Origin of the sequence: Armatimonas rosea, assembly GCF_014202505.1 — a bacterium.
In the GTDB taxonomy this organism is placed as follows: Bacteria; Armatimonadota; Armatimonadia; order Armatimonadales; family Armatimonadaceae; genus Armatimonas; species Armatimonas rosea.
Genome location: NZ_JACHGW010000003.1, coordinates 672,409 through 694,338, shown reverse-complemented (window position 1 = coordinate 694,338; position 21,930 = coordinate 672,409). Strand labels below are relative to the sequence as shown.

Sequence of the window (21,930 nt, the reverse complement as noted above, 5' to 3'; positions counted from 1 at the left end):
CCATGCGAGTCGCCATCACTGCCGCGGAGGCCTCGGGAGACCGGGTTGCCGGCCAGCTCGCCCACGAGCTGCGCCGCCTAGACCCGGCTGTCGAGCTCTACGGCAGTGGCGGCAAGTGGCTCCGTGAAGCCGGCGCCGAGGTCATTGTTGATGCCAGCTCGTTTGGGGTGATTGGCCTGGTCGCGGGCATGAAGCTGCTCCCGCAGATGCTCGCCGCGCGCCGTCGCCTGCTCGCCGAGCTCAAGCGGCGTCCGCCCGATGTGCTCATCCCCATCGATGCGGGTGCGTTTCACCTGGGGATTGGCCCAATCCAGGGCCTGGTTCCCTGGGCGCGCAAGCACCTCCCCCAGACCAAGATTCTCTACTACTTCCCCCCCGGCTCCTGGCGCAAGACCCTCAAGTACACGCCGCTCAGTGGGCTTGTCGATGCGGTCGCCTCGCCGTTTCCCTGGAACGCGAGCGAGCTCAACCGCCTCGGGGTGCGCGCCGAGTTTGTGGGACATCCCCTGCTCGATCTGGTGAAGCCCACCCACACCCTCCCCGAGCTCGCGCAAAAATACGGGCTCGACACCGACAAGCCGCTGGTCGGGCTGCTTCCGGGGAGCCGTAGTCAGGAGATAGACGCCATCCTGCCCACCCAGCTCGCCGCCGCGCTCCAGATCGCCCAGCGGCTCCCCGGCGTGCAGTTTATGATCGCCCTCGCCCCCACCGTGGACCGCACCCAGGTCGAGGCCGCGATCCGCGCCGCGACCCAGCACCACACCGCCCCCCGGCCCGCGCACAAGCCGTCGCACGAGACCAACCGACGCCAGCCCGTCCTGGCAGAGGGCTCGGTCGAGGAGCTGGCACGGCGACAAAAAGAGTGGATCGAGCAGGCCCAGGCGCACCGAAGCGAGAGCCCGGTGATCCCGCCCTTTGTGATCCTCGAAGACGCCACCTACGACATGCTCTCGGCCTGTGATGCGCTGATCTGCAAGTCGGGAACCACCACTCTGGAGGCGGCGATCTTGGGCAAGCCGATGGTGATTGTCTACAAGCTCAGCAAGGCCAATACCCTCCAGATCGCCCTCGTCCGCAAGAGCCTGCCGCGCTTTGTGGGGATGCCCAACCTGATCGCCGGGGAAGAGATCTGCCCCGAGCTCCTCCAAGACGCCGCGACTCCCGAGGCGATCGCCACCCATATCCTCGATCTCCTCCTCGACCCCGATCGCATGGCACGCATGCGCCGCAGCCTCCAGGGAATCCGCAGCCAGCTCGGGGAGCCCGGTGGAGCGGAGCGTACCGCAAGGCTCGCCCTAGATCTCGCCCAAGGATCAGCGCCTAGCTAATATCAGCCATGGTGAACTGACTCGCAAAGTGCTGTGCGAGCGCAGGAATGCGGAGCAGTGCCTCGATAAAGAGCAAGCGCGGGCTGTGCGGCACGCACGGCCGCCCCATCGCGGTGTTGAACGCCGCCCGCCGCCCGATGCGCTGGGCACGCTTCTGCTGCACCCGCTCGTAGGGTCGCAGGTCGCCCGCCACGATTGCCTCGGCGAGGGTCTCCGCGCCCAAGAACCCCAGGGTCATCCCCTGCCCCCCGATCGGGCTAATCACGTGCGCCGCATCCCCGACCAAGGCAAGCCCCTCCTGCGTGAAGCGCCGCGCGAGCTGGTGCTGGACGCCAAAGGCACTCACCCAAGAGCAGCTCTCCGGCGTCACGGTAAACCCAGTCCGAGTGGCGATCAGGTCCACGAGGCGGGGAAGACTTGCGGGCCGCTCGGGGATGCCGGTCCAGACAACCCACCGCCGCTGCGCCCCCGGCAGAGGAAACGACTCCACGATGCCGTCGGGGGTGAGAAAGAGCGCCGCATCGCTCCCAAACGGGGTCGTCTCGGCAAAATCCCCCATCAGGTAGTGGTCGGGGTAGGCGTGTCCGGTGAGCGGGATGCCTGCCTGCGTCCGCACGAGGCTGTCTTTCCCATCGCTGCCCACCACGACACAGCCCCGGTACTCGGAGAGGTCCTGCACCGCCGTCCCACGGTGAAACCGCACACAGGGCAGGGAGAGGAGGCGCTCCTCTAGGAGCTGCTCTGTCTCGGTCTGCGGGATCGAGACAGAGGTCGGCTCCAGCGCAAGCCGCCCGAGGCGCTGGCTCCCGTAGAAGACCTGCCCCCCCGTGATCGCCATGGCGCGCTGCCGCACGGCCTGCCCCACGCCCACCCGGTCGAGCACCGCAAGCGCAGGGCCATGGAGCCCAATCGCGCGGGAGTGGGGTGCCCGGGTCGTGCGGCGCTCGAAGAGCTCACAGGCAACCCCGCGCTGGGCCAGCAAGCACCCCAGTAGCATCCCCACGGGGCCGCCCCCGACAATCACCACTGGCTTCATGGCGCGCTCCAGAGGAGCTGCAGGCGAAACGGGGCTGTGGTTGCGACGGTCCAGCCGGGAGGCGCGGCTTGCTCCAGCTCGGCCGGGGTAAAGGAGCGCCGGATGGAGCGCAGGCCGTCCTCGACAATAAACGAGCGCTGGCAGACCAGCCCCGCCAAGGGGAAGAGCACATAGGCAAGGTCATCGCGGCGGATATCGTTGTGGATCACCCGGCCCAGGGCTAGCTGCTCGCAGTCCTGGCAGAGCGCAGTCAGCTCCGGCGCACTCAGGTGATGGAGGACATGGTTGGAGAGGACAATATCAAAGCGCTCCCCCGCAGCCACCAGTGTGCGCGAGTCGGCCTGACGGAACGTTGTGCTGGAGTGGTGCGGGGCTTGGCGGGCGAAGGCGATCGCGCGGGGGTCGGGGTCGATCCCCACAAAGGTCGCGCTGAGGCCCTCTTGCGCGGCCCAGCCCCCGAGGCGTCGGAGCAGATCGCCGCCGCCACAGCCGATATCCAGGACACGGGTCGTGCGCGCCTGGGTCCGTAGCCAGGGCTGGAGATAGCGCTGGTAGAGCTGTCCCCAGCCGCTGAGCACGGCATTGACCGTGGAGAACTGTGCGTAGGTGCGCTGGAGCAGGGCAGGGTCGCAGTCGGGGGAGTCCATGCGCTCCGTGAGCCCCAGCGCACGCTCTCGCAGAAAGACAGTCATACGCGGGTGAGGACAGCGCTCTCGATAGTCAGGCCCGGCCCAAACGCCAGCGCGACAATCCGCTCCCCAGCGCGGGCTTGCTCCTGCACCGCCTTGAGGACAAAGAGGATGGTCGCGCTGCTCATGTTGCCAAAGTTGCGAAGCACCTCGCGCGATGCGGTCAGCGACTCCGCCGGAAGCCCCAGCCCCCGCTCGACCCGGTCTAGGATGGCCCGTCCCCCCGGGTGGACCGCCCAGTGGTCGATCTCGTCTTTTTGGAGCATCGTGCGGGCGAGCACGGGCGCGAGGGCCTCGGTGATTCCGTTCTGGATCAGCTCCGGGACATACGACGAGAGCCGCATGCGGAAGCCTTCGTTGCCGATTGTCCAGGCCATGTCCTGCTCCCCAGCCGGGGCCAGCGCCGAGACAAAGGCATCGAGCTGGAGCCCCCCGTGTGCGGGCGGCTGTGCACGGACAATCGCCCCGGAGATGCCATCGGCGAAGACCGAGCCCGCCAGGAGATCGTCGGTCTCCCGGCTCCACTGGAGGTGGAGCGAGCAGAACTCGAGACAGACCACGAGCACCACGGCATCGGGCTGGGCGAGGCAGAACGCCTGGGCCATGCGGAGGGCGGGAAAGGCGGCGTAGCAGCCCATGAAGCCGAGGTGGTAGCGCTCCACGGAGTCCGAGAGGCCAAGCGCCTGAACAATCGCAAAGTCCGGCCCCGGCTGGAAGAAGCCCGTGCACGAGACCGTGATGAGGTGGGTAATCTCACCGCGACTGACACCGGGGCAGCCGTCGATCACCCGCGCGGCTAGCTCGGGGGCCATGCGCCGCGCTGCCTCGGTGTAGATCAGGTTCCGCTCCTCCGTGCTGGGGCTCCGAAATGTCCCCTCCGCGAGGTTGTGGAACTGGCTCCCTGGCCCGTCGTGCTCAAAGCCCCCCAGCACCGAGTGGCGCGTCTCGATCCCGGAGTGGGAGTACAGCCGCTGGATCAGCCGCTCCGTCTTGCGGTCGTCCGTGGCGATAGCCTGCTTGAGGATCTCCGCGGCCACGGTCTGGGGATACGCAGTCTCCGGAACGGCTGTCTCGATATGGTGTAGGTAAACGGGCATACTCTCTCTATCCCACTTCCTACGTTTATGTTCCCACTACTTACCGCTGGCGAAGCGAGTCGATAAACTTGGGATCGTCGAGCGGGACATCGGGCTTCTCCCCGCGGCGGCGCTTGAACTGCGGATCGCTGGGATCGAAGGTCTCGGCGGGCTTGAAGACACGGGGATCGGCCGGGACATGCTTGTAGGGCGTGAAGTCCGGCGTGGTCGTGAACATCTCCGAGAGATCGGTGGCAACGGCATCGCACAGGTTGTTTGGCCCCAGCCCAAAGAGCCGGTAGATGGTCTTCATGATGCTCATGATGCTCGTGTGCTGGTGCGCGACATAGTGCTTCTTCATCCACGGGCCAATCCCAAGGACAAAGCTCCGGTGCCGGTCGATATGGTCGCCATCGCCCCCGGAGTCGTCCTGGGTGACAAAGATCGCCATCTTCTTCCACTCGGGCTGGTGGCTCAAAAACTCGACAATGCGGCCCAGTGCCAGGTCGTTGTCGGCCATGTAGCTGGCGGTGTAGGGGTAGCCACGCTCGGGGCGCTTGCCGGCACCGTGGTCGTTGCAGATGGCGATATTGATAAAGCGCGGGAGCTTGCCCTGGTGCTTCTTGCGGTAGAGGGCGATATCCTCACGGAACCAGTCGGCGCGGGCGATATCAGGGATATTGTTGTTGTAGGCGGGGAACTCAAAGCAGGTGTTGTCGTAGAGGACCTTGGGCATGGGGTAGTTCACCCGCGTGAAGGCTCCAGACTTGGTCTCGGGGACCCCCTCATCGTTGTCCGGAAGCTCGTAGCCCTCGCCGTAGTTTCTGAAGCTGATCCCACCACGCGCCAGGTGCTCCCAGAGCGAGCCATTCTCCAGGTAGTCCTCGGGGATCTGGCTACCGTTGGAGCCGAAGCTCACCATGCGCCCTCGCGCCGACTCCGAGACGGAGAACGCCCAGCCCGAGTAGAAGACCTTGGTGGTCCAGAGGCTGGGATAGACCCCCACGAGCCACCGGTGGCCATCGCCCGATGCGTCCGGCTCCATGTAGAAGTTATCCGAGACCGAGAACTGCCGCGCGAGCTTCAGGTGGTTGGGCATGATCGGAACCCGCTCGTCCTTGCCCTTCTCCCGAATCCAGCCGCGCTCACCCCACTCGGCGTACTCGGGCTCGGCGGCGGCGTTCTCTAGCGTGCCAAAGATGCCATCGAAGGTGTGGTTCTCTTTGGTGATAAAGACCACGTACTCAACTTCCTTAGGCAGCTTGGGCAGGGGCTCGGCCTTAGGGATCAGGCCATTGTTCGCCAGGACCGACTTCGTGGCGCTCGCGAGACTGAGGCTGGGGAGGCTCACGGCATCGACCATTCCCGGCATCTCGGTCAGGCCGGCGCGCTCGTCGGTCTCAGGGCGAGGGTTCTTGGTTCCCCGTGGCCCACGCCCCAGCCCCTTCTGGGTCGCGATATAGAGGGTCCTCTCATCGGAAGCGAGCACGCACTGCACGGGGAACCAGCCTGTGGGGATATGCCCGAGCACGGTGCCCGCCTTCGGGTCGATCACGGCCACGGCATTGATCCCCGCCTCACAGACAAAGAGCCGGGTCCCCGCCTTGTTGAGCGCCATGCCGGTCGGGATCACGCCCCGAAGCCGCGCGGTCTCTTTGGTGGGGGTGAGCTTGATGGTCTTGAGCGGCTTGAGGGTGGCCACGTCAAAGATCTGCACCGTGTCGTTGTTGGCATTGCTGACAAAGAGCTGGCTGCCACGCAGGAGGAGGGCATTGGGGGCGCTCCCTCCCACGGACTTGCCGCCATCGGCGGGCGCGTGGATCAGGACACCGGTCTTTGCCTTGCCCGTGACTTTAGGGGCGGCGGGGTTGCTGACATCGTAGGCCCAGAGGCTCTGGGCATCGGGGACATACGGGCTCCCCAGACCCGGGATTTTCCGCCCCTCGCGCTCGACTCCCTCCTCGGCCTCCTTCGATGGAAACCCAAAGGCAGGGACACTGAGCCCGCGCTTGCTCCCCTTGCTCCCGGGCGCAGGCGGGGGAACAAGGCTGTAGTCGAAGATGCCGATATTGGCGACAAAGAGGCGCTTGCCATCAGCGGAGAGGACACAGGCATAGGGCTCGCGGCCTGCGGGTGCCTCGGCAACCACCTTCCCCGCTTGTAGGTCGAAGACCACCACTTTCTGCCGCGCCACATCGACCCCATAGACCCAGCGGCCATCGGGCGAGAGCACCAGATCGTTGATGTAGGCCTCTTTATCGCCCCCGATCCGCTGCGGCTCGGCGTCCCAGTCCGCGGTGTTGTAGACCTCGATCCCATGCCCCTCATCGCCACTCGATGCAATAAAGCGGCTGCCGTCTTTCGTGAAGACACCCGCAAAGCCCGCATCTCGCCGTGCGATATTCTTCCCACGGGGCGCGCTCCCATCGGCGGGCCAGAGTGTCATTCCGCCTTCGTAGAGGCCGACAAGGGTCTTGTTGTCCGGGGTAAGGCTCAGGTTCCAGAGGTTGGTCCCGGCCACCCAGAGCCGCTTGCCCAGGGGAGTGAGGAAGCGGCCATTGGGCAGGATCGTGGTCCCACCCGGAACGACTTTCGCGACCTGCAGACCGGCAGGCGCACCAAGATGAGGGAGAAGTTTTTGCATGGGTTAAAACTCAGAGAGGCCCCCGAAGGAGCCTCTCTTTCTTAATTTGCCGTCGGCGACGGCGGTATCTACTTGCCTTCTTTGTCCGCGCGTACCTGTGCCGGGTTGACGGCGGCAGGGGCGGCAGCGGGGGTATCAGCCCCCGGCGCAGTCTTCGCGGCGGCGGGGTCGAGCTTGGGCTCATCCACGGGCTGCTGGCACCCGGCAAAGACCAAGAGCCCTAGCGCAGCGACGAGAAAGAGTTTCTTTTCCATTATCGTGCCTCGCTTAGTTCGACCAGAAGCAGTTCGAGCCACCCGATGCCGGGCAGGCGGGGTAGTTGGCGTAGATCCAGTCCGTGATCTGGTTACAGGGCAGGTTCGGGATGTTCGTCCCATCGAAGCCGTTGGCAGAGATCACTGCGGTCTGGCTGGAGCAGAATGCTGTGCGGGCGATATCGCGGTTGGCAGGGATGATGAACTTCCCGTTGAAAGCACCGCCCATGAAGCCACCACGCACCTTGATTGCCTTGGCATGGCCATCGACAAAGGCGTAGTTGAACATTCCCAGGGTGTGGCGGAAGCCCGCGTTACTCGTGCCACCGTAGCCATCCAGCGCAAAGGAGACCGCGATGGTCTGGCGCGGGGTGTCGTAGGTGTCGCCGAAGGCGAAGGTCTCTGCCGGCAGGTCGATTGCCGCGAGGGACATCCCCAAGTACTGCTGACCACAGTTGGCCTCAACCGTACGCGGTCCCATCAGCCCACCACCGCGGTAGCTGATTGGTCCCCAGTTGTAGCCGTAGCCCGACTGCTTGGTGCGGCTGTAGATCGCGGAGGTACACGCACCACCGTAGTTGCGGACGTTGGGGTCGTTGCGGTCGGGGCAGTGAATCAGGTCAAGGGACTTGAAGTAGGGAACCAGCTCGACCCACCACTCCCAGCCACCACTGCGGCCCGAGGGGGTTGTCTCGTCGTAGTCCTGGACATACATCGCAAAAGCGGTACCAATCTGACGGACATTGGAGAGACAGGCGATAGAGCGTGCCTTGGCGCGAGCCTGGGCAAAGACGGGAAAGAGAATTGCGGCGAGAATCGCGATGATCGCGATGACGACTAAGAGCTCAATAAGAGTAAAACCACGCTTGATGCGTTGCATTGTATCCATACCTCCGCTGACGAGTGGGGTTCACCCACACAACGAGTCTATCCCCCACACTGGGGCAAACCATTAACAAAAGGCTAAGAAACGGAGTGAAACCGTTTATGTTGACGATGCCGCAGAGGCCAAATAGTGTTACCTTTCCTCCGCACCCACAGTGTGCCTGTAATTGTTAAGAAAGTCAAGGAGAAAGTTCCGCAGGAAAATAGGCCCGAGGGTGACATCCCCGGCACAAAAAAGAGAGCGTCCCGTGGACGCAGGAGCCGCTTGGCCGCTGCGCGTCCACGGGACGCTCCCCCTCTCTGCGGGGTAATGTATTGCCCGGCTATCCGCCCCAGCCGCTGGCCTTGTACTCGTCCCAGACACGCTCGTAGACCGCCTTGGTATCGGCGGCGATCACGTCCCAGTTGAAGATCTTCTCCACCCGCTCGTAGGCGTTCTGTGCCATCCAGCGCGAGTGGCCGGGGTCGTTGACCGCGCGGGCGATCCCCCAGGCAAGCGAGTCCGGGTCGCCCTTGTAGGTGGTTGTCCCCGTGACATTGTGCTCGACGACCTCCGAAAGGCCGCCGGCATCGCTCACCACCACGGGCGTGTGGGCCGCCATCGCCTCCAAGGCAACAATTCCAAAGGGCTCGTAGAGGCTCGGGAAGACCGCCACATCGGCCACTTGGTAGAGATTGTCCCGGTCCTGGTCGCTGACCCGCCCCGTGAAGTAGACATGGTCCCAGACCCCGAGCTGCCCCGCCAGAGTCTCCAGGTGCCCACGAACCCCGCCCCCGGCGATCACCAGCTTGGCATTGACCCCGCGTGCACGCACCCGCGGGAGCGCCTGCACCAGCACATGCGCGCCCTTCTCGTGAACGGGCCGCCCGATAAAGAAGACAATTTTCTCGTTGTCGGAGGCGAAGCGGCGGCGAAAGTTCCACCAGGCATCGCCCTCCAGCCCCTCAAAGACCCGCGCCTCGACCCCATTGGGCAAGACATCCATCTTGTCCCAGGGCACCCCCAGCGCGTACTCCACCTCGCCGCGCATAAAGTCCGAGCAGACAATCACCCGCCAGGACTCACTGGCCAGCTCCCACTCGCAGCGGTTGATGTAGTGCTGTCCCTCGGTGCGAATGCCCCCGTTGCGTCCAAACTCCGTCGCATGGATAGTAGACAGCATCGGGAGCTTGTAGCGGTGCTTGAGCGCGATCCCCGCGAACTGCCCCAGCCAGTCGTGGACATGAAGGACAATCGGGGTCTTGTTCTTCTTCCGCGCCTCTTTCTTCTGCCACTCACGGATCAGGCCATCCGCCCGCTCATCGAGCTTATCGTTGAGCAGGTGCACCCAGTGGACAAAGTTATCCGACGGCTCGGAGACGGTCACGCGGTGGAGAAATAGGTTGGGCTCCGGGTTCTCCTCCGGTGCCCCCCCTGAGTCGCCACAGGTCACGACATGGGTCTCCACCCCTGCGCGGGCCAGCGCCGGAGCGAGTCCCTCCAGCGCCGCCGCGATACCCCCCACCCGCATCGGCGGGTACTCCCAGGAAAGCAAAATTGCACGCATGCGCCGATTGTACCCCCTTACCCGCGGAGCTTGCGGGCTTGCTCTCGGATTTTCTCGTCGGAGCTCACCGCGATCAGCCGGTCCAGCGCCGCATCCCGCTCCGCCCCCTGGACCGCCGCGAGATTGGTGCGGTCTTTCCTCTGCGGGGCCGCCAGGTAGAGAATCGCATCCCCTGCCTCGGCGAGCAGCTCTGGGTTGTCCAGCGCCTTTGTCGCCAGCACGAGCGCTCCGGGGAGCCGAATCTCACGCAGGACACTGAGCGCCTGACGCCTCTCCTCGACGCGCTCGGCGAGCCCAAAGAGCTCGGTGAGCTGGCTGAGTTTCTGGGGCGCGGGCATGCGGTCATCGGCGGCTAGCAGTCGCAGGCTTCCCCGCAGCGCCAGGACCCGGTCTTCTTTCGCCATGCTTCGCCGAACCAGCGTCAGAAGCGTGGGCAGGGCGCTTGAGTCGCTCCAGGTATTGGCAAGGCCGGCCAGCGCCGCACTCTTGAGGAGGTCATTGGTCGAGGTCGTGGCCTGGGTCAGTGCCCCCAGCGCCTGCGTGCCTCCCAGCTCGGCCAGAGCCCCTAGGAGCGCCGCCTGTCCCTCGGCTGATGCACTCCCCATAGCGGTGAGGAGCGGCTGAGCGGCACGCTCGCGGTCACCCGAGCGCTGGGCAATCGCGACGAGGGCGGTCTGGGCGCCATCGCGAACCTGCTCGTTGGGCGTGCTCACCAAGAGCTTGACCAGCCCGTCGGCCTGCGCGGGGGTCGCGGTCCTCTCCAGGACCTTGAGCGCGGCCACCGCCACGCGGGTCTCCTGCTCCTTGCTCGCCGCAATTGCCATGAGAGCGGCGGTCGAGCGCGGGGTAGGACGCTCCCCGAGCACCGCGATCACGGCGGGAGAAATCTTTCCGGGGCCCGTACTGGCGAGGCGTAGTAGGGTATCCTCCACACCAGGGCCGCCCATCCGGGCCAGTGCCGTGCGGGCAGTGCCAGCCTGCTCCCCGTCTTGTGCGAGAGTCGCAAGCGGCGTGACAGCGGCGACACCCGCCACACGCGCCGCGGTCTGGATCGCCGCCACACGGACCTCGGCGTCGGCGCTCTTGAGGGCATCCAGCGCAACCAGAGCCACGGCCTTCTCCCGGCGATCTGCCCAGGCCGTGAGCAGGGCGATCTGGGCAGGAGTCGGCAGTGTCGAGAACGCACGTGCTCCCAGCTTCACAGTCGCAGGATCGGGCTGCATGCCCAGCACACGCCCAGCGACCCGCTGGAGCTGCGGCTCGGGCGCGCTCTTAGCCAGCCCCAGCGCGAGCTCGCCGAGCTTGGGGGCACCCACGGCCACGAGCCCGGTGAGCGCACCGGAGCGCACCACCTCGGGCTGGCTAGGGCTCAGGAGGCTCTGGTAGACCGCGAGAGCCTCGGAGCGCTTCCCCGCTCCCGCAAGCCGCCCCGCCGCACTCAGAAGCGCCTGCGAGACCGGGAGCGCCGGGTTCTTCACGCCACGGAGGGCTGCAACGGACGGGGTTGCCCCGATCTTGCCCAGTGCGGTCACCGCCGCCTCCGCGACCAAGGGCTCCGAGCTGGTCGTGAGCCCCTTGAGGCGTGGTACCGCGGACACATCGCCGCGGTTTCCCAGGGAGTTGACGATCCCCACCAGCGCCAGGCCCTTTGCCGAGCCCAAGGCCGCCAAGAGAGCCGCCCCCGCCGACGGATCGGCGTTGCGCTCTAGGGCGAGGCGGGCGATATTGGCGGTCGCAGGACTCGCGAGAAGCCGGGCCACGGCGGGAACGGAGCGGGCGGTTCCGATACGGCAGAGGAAAGTACAGGCCTCCAGCCGCGCTCCCTCGGTCGCTTGCGGGTCGCCCAGAACCGCGACAAGCCCGGTCTCCAGCGCGGCCAGCTTTGCGGTGTCTTTCCCCGCCGCAGCGATCTGCTTGGCGATCGTGTCCAGAGCGCTCCGGTCTTGGTAGTCGTAGCGCCGCAGTGCTTCAAGTGGGTCTTGGGCATGGGCGGGCGCGAGTGTCAGCGCCAGTGCGAGAGCCGGGAGGGCTCCACGAAAAAATTGCATGGGTTCTCTTGTCTTCCTTACGTATGCCACGGAGCGCGCATCGGAGTTGTCAGCAGGCGAGTCGCCATGGGATCGTCGGCGAACTGCTCGGTCACGGGGTTCCACTTGAGCTTGCGGCCCGTGCGCATCGCGATCTGCCCCAGGTGTCCCACGGACGCGGAGCGGTGGGCGGTCTCGGCGGGGGTGAGGGTCTGCTTGCGGGACTTGACACAGTCCAGGAAGTTGCGGTGGTGCCCAGGGCTGCGGAAGAGCTGGTTCTCGTCCGGGCCGACCACCTCACTGAGCAGGCTCTTGGGGCTGGCATCGAGGCCACCACGGTCCACCCAGATCCAGCTGCCGTTCTCCCCGATCCACTTGGTGCCGCCACGAATCCCCGCGTTGCCGCCGTTGGCGACATGCAGCTCCACTCCACCGGCGTACTGGCAGATAAAGTGGTAGGTCGTCGCCGCGTCCCAGATTCCCTTGTCGGGGTAGTTTCCGGTGCCCTCGATGGTGAGCGGGCCGGTCGTGTCCCAGTCCATCCCCCAGTGGGCGATATCGGCGTGGTGCCCGATCCAGTCCATCATCTGACCGCCGCCAAAGTCGAGCTGCCAGCGCCAGTTCCAGTGGGTGCGCTGGTCGCAGTAGGGCAGCATGCGCGACGGTCCTACCCAAAAATCGTAGTCGAGAGCGGGGGGGGCGTCTTTGAACTGCACGGGGCCACAGGGGCTCCCAGTCGGCAGGCCGACCTCAATCCGAACCACCTTGCCCAGGCGCCCGTTACGCACGAGCTCACAGGCCACCCGGAAGTTGTTCACGGACCGCTGCCAGCTTCCCGTCTGCCAGATGCGCCCGTGCTTCTTGACCGCATCGGCCATCTGGCGGCCCTCCATGAGGCAGTGGGAGATGGGTTTCTCGCCAAAGATATCCTTCCCCGACTGCGCGGCCAGGATCGCGGGGACAGCGTGCCAGTGGTCGGGCGTGCAGAGCGAGATGGCGTCGATATCTTTCCGGGCGATCAGCTCGCGAAAATCACCGTAGGCGGCGCAGCTGGTGTTGTTGTAGCGGCGATCTACTTTGTTCTTGGTATCGCGCAGGTGGTCTTTATCGACATCACAGACCGCCACCACCTGGCAGTCGGCCTCGTTGAGGAAGGCATCCAGGTTCGAGTTGCCCTGCCCTCCCACCCCGATACACCCCAGCGTGATGCGGTTGCTGGGAGCGAGCCTGCCCCCGCGCCCCAGTGCGCTGGCGGGGACAATACTAAAGGTCCCTGCGGCGGCGACCCCTTTGAGAAATCCACGACGGTCCATCATGACAAATCGTTCCTTCTGCCGCCGGTTGGAAACCGGCGTCTGCAGTGGCTTCGTCCCTCAGCCGCAAAGCCCGTTCCGGGCTGGAAACTTGGTTCGGTAGCCCGGAACGGGCTTTGCGGCGCTTGCGTCATTGCTGACGCCCAATTCCATTGGGCGGATTATGTAAAGAAAGCGAGGGGTGTGACCACCCCTCGCTCTTGGCACGGTTCTCCCGCACTAGATCAAGTCGTAGCCCTTGCGGTACTTGGGCTTGATGTAGGCATCCAGCTCCGGCATGTTGGTAGCCTTCATCTTGCGGGCGTCCCACTCGACTTTCTTGCCACCCGCGCGGACGCCAAGGTTCCCCGCAAGCACCATCTCCGCGAGCGGACCGGCGTAGCCGGGGAAGTTGCTCATGGCGGGCTTGCCTTCCTTGATGGCGCGCACCAGCTCGGCGAAGTGGCCTGGAGACTCCTCAAAGCCGACATTGGAGAGGTCCACACCACCGACCACACGGCCACCCGAGCCGTAGTCGCCGGGGACATAGATCTTGCCCTTGTCGCCGATCAGGAGCGAGCCGGAGCTCTGGAGCTTCCAGTCCTCATCGACCACGTCCATGAGGATGTCCATCGGGGGCTGCTTGTTGCCGTCGTACCAGACCAGCTTGATCGGGCCACGGGTCGAGGTCGCGGCGAACATAAAGGTCGTGATCGACCACGCGGGGAACGAGTCCCCGTTGTTGGGCGCAGTCTCGGACTGGATCGAGATCGGGTCGCGCAGGTCGAGCGCCATGAAGGGCATGTTGAGCGTGTGGCAGCCCATGTCGCCCTGTGCGCCCGAGCCAAAGTCCCACCAGCCGCGCCAGTTGAAGGTGTGGTAGGCACCAGGAACATAGGGGCGAACCGGTGCGACACCCAGCCAGGTGTCCCAGTTCAGGGTCGAGGGCGGGGTCGCGACATTGGTAGGTCGTGCGATTCCCTGGGGCCAGATCGGGCGGTTGCTCCAGACATGGATCTCGCTGACCTTACCGATCATCCCCGCGCGGACCTGCATGGCCTGCTTGCGGAGCTTGGAGTCTGCCGTTCCTTGGTTGCCCATCTGGGTCTGGACATTCATCTCCACCGCGATCTCGGCCAGGCGGCGGGCCTCGTAGATCGTGCGGCAGAGCGGCTTCTGGCAGAACGTGTGCTTGCCCAGCCGCATGGCATTGGCGGCGATAATGCCGTGCATGTGGTCGGGAACGGTCACTGTCACCGCATCCACTTCCTTGGCCATCGCCTTCAGACACTTGCGCCAGTCGGTAAAGGGCTTGGCATTGGGGTACTTCTTAAGTGCCTTCGCGACCGTGTTCTCATCGACATCACAGATCGCCACGACATCGCCAAAGCGCGCCGCATCGGCGGTGTCACTATCGCCCTTACCACCAACCCCGATACAGGCAAACTTGACCCGGCCACCCTGCTTTGCGAGCGCCTTCTCCGCAAAGGTCATTCCCATCCCGAGCGCCGCCGCTCCTACCAAAAATTCTCGTCTATTTTGAGACATACAAAAAATTCCTCCTGAGGTAAAAAACCTTTCCACATCCGTAAATCGAATTCCTGCCCAAAGCGATAAATTTGCCTTTTGTAAGAGTGCTCGAATCAGTCGGCGAAGGCCTTCTCAAGCAGATTCAGGGCATCCGCAAGAGGACGATCCGCAAGGTCCAGGACGAAGCCATCCCAGTGATCGGGGTGGCCGGGGGTGGGACGAGTGGCGGGCTGGAGTTCGATGTCTAGCCAGGACCGAAGCTGTGCATCGGGATCGTTGAGGGCAGCGTCGTCAGTGGCGAGGCCAGAGACGCGGGCATCGTAGGCGAGCAGGCTCACGTGCAAGAGCCCCACATGGATATTGGCGACAAGCCGCAGTGCGAGGTCGTCCTTGGGATCCAGAACGGCGTTTTTCAGGACGATCGGAGCACGCAGGGCATGCCAGCTCCCCCCCTTACCCAGATCTCCCAGCCGTACGGAGAGCGGGACGGGCAGTTTCGCCCCCAAAAGTGCCTTTTGAAGGGCTGTCAGCGCCAGGGCGCGGCGTGTGCGTAGCTCCGCCTCCCAGAGTGCTCGTCGCTCACGATGCTCCGTGGTCTCAGACTCAAGGTCAAAGGGCGAGGCGGGGATCAGATCGGCGGGGTCGGCCTGGTGGGCACGGAGAAACGCAAGCCGCCGCTCGGGCGCGAATCCCCCGATCCAGAGTGCCCAGTCCCCCACCTCAGCATCGGGCGTGCCGGGAGCGCTGAGACCATCAAGGCCAATCCCTACGACACCAGGCAGAGCGGACAGCCGGGCGGCAAACGCGACAAAACGGGACGTATCCAGCGCCTCGGGGACCACAAAGCCCCACGGTGCGAGGCTCCGCGCGAGCCGGCAGGAGGGAGTGTTGTCGGTAGCGAAGCGTGCGGTCCACTCCGCGAGGGTCAGTCCCAAGGCGTTGCGCTCCCGGGGCGTGCTGGGGTCGAAGGCCTGGAGCGGGCAAAGCACGGCAACCACCCCGAGCTTCTGCGCCTTCGCCGCCGCCGCCAGCGCCGCGAAGCGCGTCTCGCGGGCGGGGTCTGGCCAGAGTGCAATCCGTAGCTGCGTGACCTTCAGGCGCTTCGCCAGGGCAAAGAGTGCGTCTTGTTCCTGGGGAGTCTCGGGCAGGGCGAGCTGCCAGGCCCGGGTGGCGACAGTCTCCGGCACGACAACTGGGCCAACGGGCTCGGGCTCAGCGCTGTCGGGGCGAAGGGCCTCGGCATCGAGCTCGCCCACTGTCGCGACTCCTTGTCCCTCGGGAAGGCGCAGCTCCAAGACAAGGCTCTGCTGGGCGGTCGCCGCGACGGGTGCAACAGGCTCCACCCCACCTTCCAGCGCCGTCGCGGCGCGCTGGCGGTCGTGTAAGGCCCGCACCTCCGCCTGGAGCCCGGGTGTGAGCCGACTAAAGGGAACCCGTCCCTCGGTGTCGAAGTGCTCCGCGAGCTCCCAGAGTGCGGCGGGAGCGTCCTGGGGGCCGCGCGGGATGCGCTCCAGGGCTCGCTCACGGCTCAGGCGGCGACGCGCTCCTGCAGCGAGGGGGGAGAGCTGGCCGGTCTCCTGCTCCTGGGGTGCCAGCACGCGCTGGTACTCGGCATTGGCACGCTCCCGGCGCTCCGCCGCGCTCGGCAGGTCCTCCACCAATAGATAGGCGGGCCCGACTTGCCGCAGGCAGCCATTCACTCCACGACAGAGCGCCTGTAGGACATCCCCCGCCCTCGCGGAGCGCCCACGGCTCCACACCGTGCGCCCCGCCACGCTCGGGTCGGCGTAGAGCTCCAGGCCGGTGGCCCGCCCGATCCGTGTTAGCAAGGCCCCGACGGTCGTGGCTCCCTCCAGCACGACCAGGGGCTGGAGAGTGGGCTGCGCCGGATCGAGCGCGCTAGCCTTCTCCCTCCCCGGAACACGCACCTTCCCCAAGAGCTGGTCGTCGTCGCTGGTGGCAGCCTCCTGGAGCGCAAGGCTCTGTGAGGTCTCAAAAGACTCGGGCGCAAGGCCGCTCGGCAGCGCCGTGTCCTTGCCATCGCTGCCCAAGACATGGATCTCTAGCTGCCGGTGGAGGTGGAGCCGGAACGTGCGCCGGTCCAAGGTAGCACCGGGGTGCGTGCGGAAGCTGAGGTTCGCGGGGAGAGCACCCTCCAGCCAGTGGCTCTGGCGGGGGCTGAGCGTGCGGAGGGCGAGGCCCGCCTCCGAGGTCAGCTCTTGCCACTGGCCCGTGCTCAGCGAGGCGAGCAGGAGCACCCAGTACGCCTCCGGGTTGATGTCGCGCAGCTTCTCCGCGAGCGCGGTGGGGTTACGCGGCGGGTCGTAGAGGCGCATCGTCCGGGTTGCCACCGCAGTCACGCCCCCACAGCGGGCCAGGGTCGCGTCGTAGCGCGCCACGAGATCCGCTGCGTTGAGCGGTCCCGCAGGAAGCTCGGGCAGGCTAGGTTGCTCCAAAAGTGTGTCGGTCCCCACCGCAATCAGTGGCCCACGCGCCTCGACACTCCAGTAGAGGCGCTCCCACTGCGCCGCGAGGCTCTGCGGCGGTGCTGCCTGCTGTGCCACCATAAGGCAAAAGGGGACGAGCATAGGGCGATTGTACCCGACGCAGGAAAGCGCGGTCTGGCCCCCGAATCTACATACCATGACAACATTAGCCTTTATCGGGTGTGCCCATATCCACACACCCGGCTTTATCCACGCCATCAACCGCCGCTCCGACAGCCTCCGGGTCAAGTATGTCTGGGACCACGATGCCGAGCGCGCCACGCGCCGTGCCACTGAGCTCCCGGGCTCCGTGGTCGAGCTCAGCCTTGAGGCGATCCTCGCCGATCCCGAGGTCACGGCGGTGATTGTCTGCACCGAGACCAACGAGCACATCAAGGTTGTCCCCCAGATCGCCGCCGCCAAGAAGCATGTCTTTGTGGAGAAGCCGCTGGGTTTCTCAGGCAGTGATGCCACGCAGATGGCCGCAGCCATCGAGAGTGCGGGCGTACTCTTCTCCACTGGCTACTTCTCCCGCGGCGACAACAAGCTCCGCTATGTAAAAGAGCAGCTCGAAAAAGGCCACTTTGGCAAGGTCACCCGCGCCCGCATGAGCAACTGCCACAGCGGCGCGCTGGGCGGCTGGTTCGATGGGGAGTGGCGCTGGATGGCCGACCCGAGCATCGCGGGCTGTGGCGGGTTTGGGGACCTGGGAACCCACGTCCTGGATATCCTCCTCTGGCTCTTTGGCCCCGTGGCACAGGCGACCGGCCAGCTCGACAACGGGACCGCACGCTACGAGGGCTGTGATGAGACCGGCGAGGGGATGCTGCGCTTTGAGAGCGGGGTGATCGCGACTCTGGCCGCCGCCTGGGACGATGTCGCGGACCCGGTGCGGCTCCTGATCTCGGGCACCGAGGGACACGCGGCGATCATCCACGACAAGCTCTACTTCCAGAGCAAGCACGTCCCCACGATGGACGGCAGCCAGCCGCTGCGCAGCGCCGAGCTTCCCGGCCCGATCTCCGCAGGTCTGGACGCCTTCCTCGATCAAGTGACGGGCAAAGACAGCACCGCCCCGCTCGTGGGTGCGAGCGAGGCGGCATATCGAAATCAGGTGATGGAGGCGATCTACGCGGGAGCGAAAGAGAGCCGCTGGGTCACCCTGTAGCCGCTCTCTCCGACGCCGCCGGGGCCTACTCGGCGGCGATCATGTAGCCCCGCCCACGCACCGTGCGGATCAAGGACGAGCCAAAGTCCCGATCGACCTTGGTCCGCAGGTAGCTCACGTAGACATCCAGCACGTTGTCACTGGCCCGAACCTCGCCCGGCCAGACATGCTCCAAGATCTCTTCGCGAGAGACCACACGCCCCGCCCGCCGCATGAGAAGCTCCAGCAGCGTGTACTCGGTCCCCGAGAGAAGGATGAGCTTGCCCCCCCGCTCGGCGCGCCGTGCCTGCGTGTCGAGGATCAGCTCCCCCACCTGAAGCGGGCGATGCTCAAACGCGACACGGCGCATCAGGGCATCGATCTGCGCAAGGACGACCTGCGAATCACTCTCCAGAGCAAGCACGACGTCCGCTCCGGCCGTCAGGAGCGCCGCTGCATTTGTGGTATCGCTCAGCACCAGAATGGGAACAGAGACACGTGCCTCACGGAGCGCTGTACAGACCGCTTGGGCAGCCAGAACGGCCAGTGGCTCCGCGAGCACCACAAGGTCGACCCCACTCGTGCGTGCGAGCTCGAATGCTTTGAGCCCATCACTCGCCAAGAGCTGACGCCCCCCACGTTCCGCCAGGGTGGAGGAGATCCAGGAGAGAGGGCTCTCAGGGGAGAGGGCGATTACCGCCAGATTCACTTCATGAGTTGTCACGCCACTCATAGCGTCGCTTCCTACACCGAGGTTCCCAATTTGCTAAAAAAATCGAGACGGAAGCAAAATATTTAACGGTACTTAGGCATCGATAATGCTACTTAACATTCGCTAACACTTCACGTGCCTTCACGACGTGCGGATGCGGTCAAGCCCTAAAAGAGACTCTTCTGGACAGCACGTGCCCCCGCCTGCCACGTCAGCGACGGTGTGTCGCGCTGGGCGATCTCGACCACAGCGGGGCTTGCGGCACACCCCGCCTCCTGCCAGCGCCGCTTCCAGTAGGCGCGGACAATTCCCGGGGTGTTGTTGACCTCCGAGAGATGGGCAAACCAGACCGCGGCGGGTCCGTGTTCAAGCGTGTGGCCAAGCACCAGATCGGCGGCGGCATTGTTGGAGAGGTGCCCGGTCCGCGCCAGAATCCGGCTCTTAAGGTGCTCGGGGTAGGGCCCAAAGCGCAGGCGGTGGATATCGTGGTTGGCCTCGACCACCAGGAGCGAAGCACCATGACACGCCTCGCGAATGTCCGGCGTAATCGAGCCTGTGTCGGTGGCGTAGGCCAGGGCCGTGCCACTCTGCTCCACCCGAAAGCCGCAGGGCTCGGCGCAGTCGTGGGTGGTCTGGAGGGCACGCACCCCAAACGCCCCCACCCCCCGCTCGTTGCCGGGGGAGAGCTCGATACGGGGAAAGTCGCGCTTGTCGGCGCTCTGGAGGGCAGTGAGTGTCCCCGGCGTGGCGATAATGGGGACTTTGTAGCGCACCGCCAGCGGCACCGCTCCCACGGAGTGGTCGCCGTGCTCGTGGGTGACCAGTACGCCACTTAGGTTCTCCAGCGCGACCCCGAAGTCGGCGCACCAGCGCTTGAGGGTCCGCACCCCGATCCCCGCATCGACCAAGAGCGCCCCCGCCTCAGAGACCACCAGCAAGGCATTCCCCGACGACCCCGAGGCGAGGCAGTGGACGATCACGACACGGGGGGCTCGAAGGCGAGCTTCTCCATCCGCAAGTTCTCCGGGACAGGAATCGGGTAGCTCCCCGAGAAGCAGGCTAGGCAGAAGTTATCCGCGGGCACCGACATCGCGCGGGCGAGCCCGGCCTCGGAGAGGTAGCCCAGGCTGGTCGCCCCGATCTTCTGGCGGATCGCCTCCACCGACTGGCTCGCCGCGATCAGCTGGTCCTGGGTCGCCATGTCGATCCCGTAGAAGCAGGGCCACTTGACCGGTGGTGCGGAGATGCGGACATGCACCTCCCGCGCTCCGGCCTCGAGGAGCAGGCGCACGACCTTGCCCGTGGTGGTGCCGCGGACGATGGTGTCGTCCACCATGACCACACTCTTGCCTTGCAGCGCCTCACGGATCGGGGTGAGCTTCATGCGCACTCCCATCTCGCGCATGCGCTGGTCGGGCTGGATAAAGGTGCGCTGGATGTAGCGGTTCTTGATCAGCCCCTCGCCAAAGGGAATCCCCGATGCCTCGGCAAAGCCCAGAGCGGCCGGTGTCCCCGAGTCCGGGACCCCAATCACGAGGTCGGCGTCTAGCGCGGGGTGCTCCCGGGAGAGCTCTCCCCCCATCCGGCGGCGCGCGGCGTGGAGACTCTGGCCGTACATCACGGAGTCCGGGCGGGCAAAGTAGATTGCCTCCAGCATGCAGAGCGCCTGCCGCTGCATCGCCACCCCCGGCTCGACACGCCAGCCCTGGTCGTTGATGACCACGATCTCGCCGGGCATGATCTCTCGAATGAGGGTCGCCCCGACCGTGTTGAGGGCGCAGGTCTCACTCGCCAGCACGAAGCCACCATCGCTGAGGCGGCCCAGACACAGGGGCCGAACGCCGTAGGGATCGCGCGCGCCGATCAGCTCGGTGTTGGTGAGGATCGCGAGGGAGTAGGCCCCCTCTGCCTTCTGCATCGCCTTCCGTACGGCCTCGACTCCCCCCTGCTCCAGGTGCTCGGCGATCAGCAGGGCCAGTGCCTCAGAGTCGTTGGTGGACTCCAGCTTGTAGCCACGCGATGTCAGCTCCGCACGCAAGACATCGGTGTTGATGAGGTTGCCATTGTGGGCCACCGCGACCTCTTGGCGGGCGTGGAGGCACGCCGCGATGGGCTGGGCATTGCGCAAGACCGACGACCCCGTGGTGGAGTAGCGGGTGTGGCCGATCGCGCTGTAGCCGGTGAGGTTGCTCAGGATCTCTTCGTCGAAGACCTGGGTCACCAGCCCCATGTCCTTGTGGAGCGCGATCCGCTTGCCATCGCTGACCGCAATCCCCGCAGACTCCTGCCCCCGGTGCTGGAGGGCAAAGAGGCCAAAAAATGCCATGCGGGCGACATCTTCTCCCGGGGCCCAGACCCCAAAGATGCCACACTCCTCATGGGGTGTATCGTCGTCTAAAAACGGTTGTGGTGTCACGGGATATTGTACCGCACCGCACCGCGTTTCTAGCGGCTAGGCCTGCTTATTCACCACCGCAGGCTCGTTCACCGCAACACTCTTGAAGCGCACGGGCTGGTGGCGGTTGTAGTCGCCGCGGGAGAGCCACTTCTCCAGCAGGCAGTACAGCACGATAAAGAGATAGCGCGAGCCCATCTCCTTGATCTTAAGCTTGGACTCACCGGTCTTGCGATTGATCCACCAGTTTGGGACGACCCCGTAGGAGTAGCCGCGGACAATGGCCTTGAGGGGCAGCTCGACGGTCAAGTTGAAGTGGTTGGAGAGGATCGGGTGGAGCCCATCGATCACATTCTTGCGGTAGAGCTTAAAGGCATTGGTGACATCGTTGTACTTGAGGCCAAAGAGCATCTGGATAAACAAGTTCGCCATGCGGTTGATCACCAGCTTAAAGCCCGGGTAGTCCACCACCTTGGCGTCTTTATGGAACCGCGTCCCAAAGACACAGTCCAGGTTCTCGCTCACCAGGGTCCGGTAGAACGCGACTAGGTCCTCGGGCCGATCCGATGCATCCGCCATGTAGACCGCGACCGCGTCCCCTTTGAAGTTGTTGAGACCCGCCCGAACCGCAAACCCAAAGCCGTGGGGCGGCTGGTTGTTGAGATACCGCACCCCCACCAGCTCGGTCGAGAGCCGCTGGAGGATCGCCTCGGTGCTGTCCGACGAGTTGTCATTGACCACGAGGATCTCGTAGGTGATCGCCTCAGCCGTGAGCTTCTCACAGAGCGCACGCACCGTGGACTCGATACAGCCTTCCTCGTTGTGCGCCGGGATCACGACCGACAGGATATTTTGGGTGGGTTCGGGCATCTCTCAACCAGC

The 21,930-nt window shown here is 65.3% G+C and carries 16 protein-coding genes and 1 pseudogene; 2 read left to right on the top strand and 15 right to left on the bottom strand.

Annotated elements, in window-relative coordinates:
* The first annotated feature begins 2 nt into the window (after positions 1-2).
* Positions 3-1,328, top strand: coding sequence for a lipid-A-disaccharide synthase (locus HNQ39_RS18225; RefSeq protein ID WP_184199743.1), 1,326 nt, complete (start codon positions 3-5; stop codon positions 1,326-1,328).
* On the opposite strand, the gene HNQ39_RS18220 is transcribed toward HNQ39_RS18225, so the two are convergent.
* The 11 genes from HNQ39_RS18220 to HNQ39_RS18170 all read right to left on the bottom strand — a co-directional run bounded on the left by HNQ39_RS18220 (position 1,321) and on the right by HNQ39_RS18170 (position 16,896).
* Positions 1,321-2,364, bottom strand: coding sequence for an FAD-dependent oxidoreductase (locus HNQ39_RS18220; RefSeq protein ID WP_184199740.1), 1,044 nt, complete (start codon positions 2,362-2,364; stop codon positions 1,321-1,323). The two genes, HNQ39_RS18225 and HNQ39_RS18220, sit on opposite strands and share 8 nt — an antisense overlap.
* Positions 2,361-3,056, bottom strand: a complete 696-nt coding sequence (locus HNQ39_RS18215; protein WP_184199737.1) for a methyltransferase domain-containing protein — start codon at positions 3,054-3,056, stop codon at positions 2,361-2,363. Before HNQ39_RS18215 ends, HNQ39_RS18220 begins: the two co-directional genes overlap by 4 nt.
* Positions 3,053-4,150, bottom strand: a complete 1,098-nt coding sequence (locus HNQ39_RS18210; RefSeq protein ID WP_184199734.1) for a type III polyketide synthase — start codon at positions 4,148-4,150, stop codon at positions 3,053-3,055. Before HNQ39_RS18210 ends, HNQ39_RS18215 begins: the two co-directional genes overlap by 4 nt.
* A 40-nt stretch (positions 4,151-4,190) precedes the next feature.
* Entirely contained in the window at positions 4,191-6,773 is a 2,583-nt protein-coding gene (locus HNQ39_RS18205) for an alkaline phosphatase family protein (RefSeq protein WP_184199731.1), read from the bottom strand.
* A 68-nt stretch (positions 6,774-6,841) separates the two neighbouring features.
* The gene (locus HNQ39_RS18200; protein ID WP_184199728.1) at positions 6,842-7,027 is read right to left on the bottom strand and encodes a hypothetical protein; all 186 of its coding nucleotides are present in this window, start codon (positions 7,025-7,027) and stop codon (positions 6,842-6,844) included.
* 13 nt (positions 7,028-7,040) lie between these two features.
* Positions 7,041-7,907 carry a type II secretion system protein gene (locus tag HNQ39_RS18195; protein ID WP_184199725.1) on the bottom strand — a complete coding sequence of 289 codons (867 nt, stop codon included), beginning with the start codon at positions 7,905-7,907 and terminating at the stop codon, positions 7,041-7,043.
* Positions 7,908-8,235: 328 nt separating this feature from the next.
* On the bottom strand, positions 8,236-9,459 hold the full coding sequence (locus HNQ39_RS18190; RefSeq protein ID WP_184199722.1) for a glycosyltransferase family 4 protein: 1,224 nt from the start codon (positions 9,457-9,459) through the stop codon (positions 8,236-8,238).
* Between the two features lie 17 nt (positions 9,460-9,476).
* The gene (locus HNQ39_RS18185) at positions 9,477-11,507 is read right to left on the bottom strand and encodes a HEAT repeat domain-containing protein (protein WP_184199719.1); all 2,031 of its coding nucleotides are present in this window, start codon (positions 11,505-11,507) and stop codon (positions 9,477-9,479) included.
* Between the two features lie 17 nt (positions 11,508-11,524).
* Positions 11,525-12,802, bottom strand: coding sequence for a Gfo/Idh/MocA family protein (locus HNQ39_RS18180; RefSeq protein WP_184199717.1), 1,278 nt, complete (start codon positions 12,800-12,802; stop codon positions 11,525-11,527).
* A 216-nt stretch (positions 12,803-13,018) separates the two neighbouring features.
* Positions 13,019-14,326: a Gfo/Idh/MocA family protein gene (locus tag HNQ39_RS18175; RefSeq protein ID WP_184199715.1), complete on the bottom strand. Its 1,308-nt coding sequence runs from the start codon at positions 14,324-14,326 to the stop codon at positions 13,019-13,021.
* Positions 14,327-14,421: 95 nt separating this feature from the next.
* Positions 14,422-16,896: a hypothetical protein gene (locus tag HNQ39_RS18170; protein WP_184199707.1), complete on the bottom strand. Its 2,475-nt coding sequence runs from the start codon at positions 16,894-16,896 to the stop codon at positions 14,422-14,424.
* 55 nt (positions 16,897-16,951) lie between these two features.
* Between HNQ39_RS18170 and HNQ39_RS18165 the strand changes: the two genes are divergently transcribed.
* The gene (locus HNQ39_RS18165) at positions 16,952-17,962 is read left to right on the top strand and encodes a Gfo/Idh/MocA family protein (protein ID WP_184199706.1); all 1,011 of its coding nucleotides are present in this window, start codon (positions 16,952-16,954) and stop codon (positions 17,960-17,962) included.
* A 25-nt stretch (positions 17,963-17,987) separates the two neighbouring features.
* Here HNQ39_RS18165 and HNQ39_RS18160 read toward each other — a convergent pair whose 3' ends face one another.
* The 4 genes and pseudogenes from HNQ39_RS18160 to HNQ39_RS18145 form a co-directional block, all read right to left on the bottom strand.
* Entirely contained in the window at positions 17,988-18,674 is a 687-nt protein-coding gene (locus HNQ39_RS18160) for a winged helix-turn-helix transcriptional regulator (protein ID WP_184199705.1), read from the bottom strand.
* Positions 18,675-18,820: 146 nt separating this feature from the next.
* Positions 18,821-19,633 carry an MBL fold metallo-hydrolase gene (locus HNQ39_RS18155; RefSeq protein WP_184199704.1) on the bottom strand — a complete coding sequence of 271 codons (813 nt, stop codon included), beginning with the start codon at positions 19,631-19,633 and terminating at the stop codon, positions 18,821-18,823.
* A complete protein-coding gene (purF, locus tag HNQ39_RS18150) occupies positions 19,630-21,069 on the bottom strand; it encodes an amidophosphoribosyltransferase (RefSeq protein ID WP_184199703.1) in 1,440 nt (479 codons plus the stop codon). Before purF ends, HNQ39_RS18155 begins: the two co-directional genes overlap by 4 nt.
* A gap of 36 nt (positions 21,070-21,105) precedes the next feature.
* Positions 21,106-21,894: pseudogene (locus tag HNQ39_RS18145) on the bottom strand (glycosyltransferase family 2 protein); the annotation flags it as partial.
* Positions 21,895-21,930: the final 36 nt, after the last annotated feature.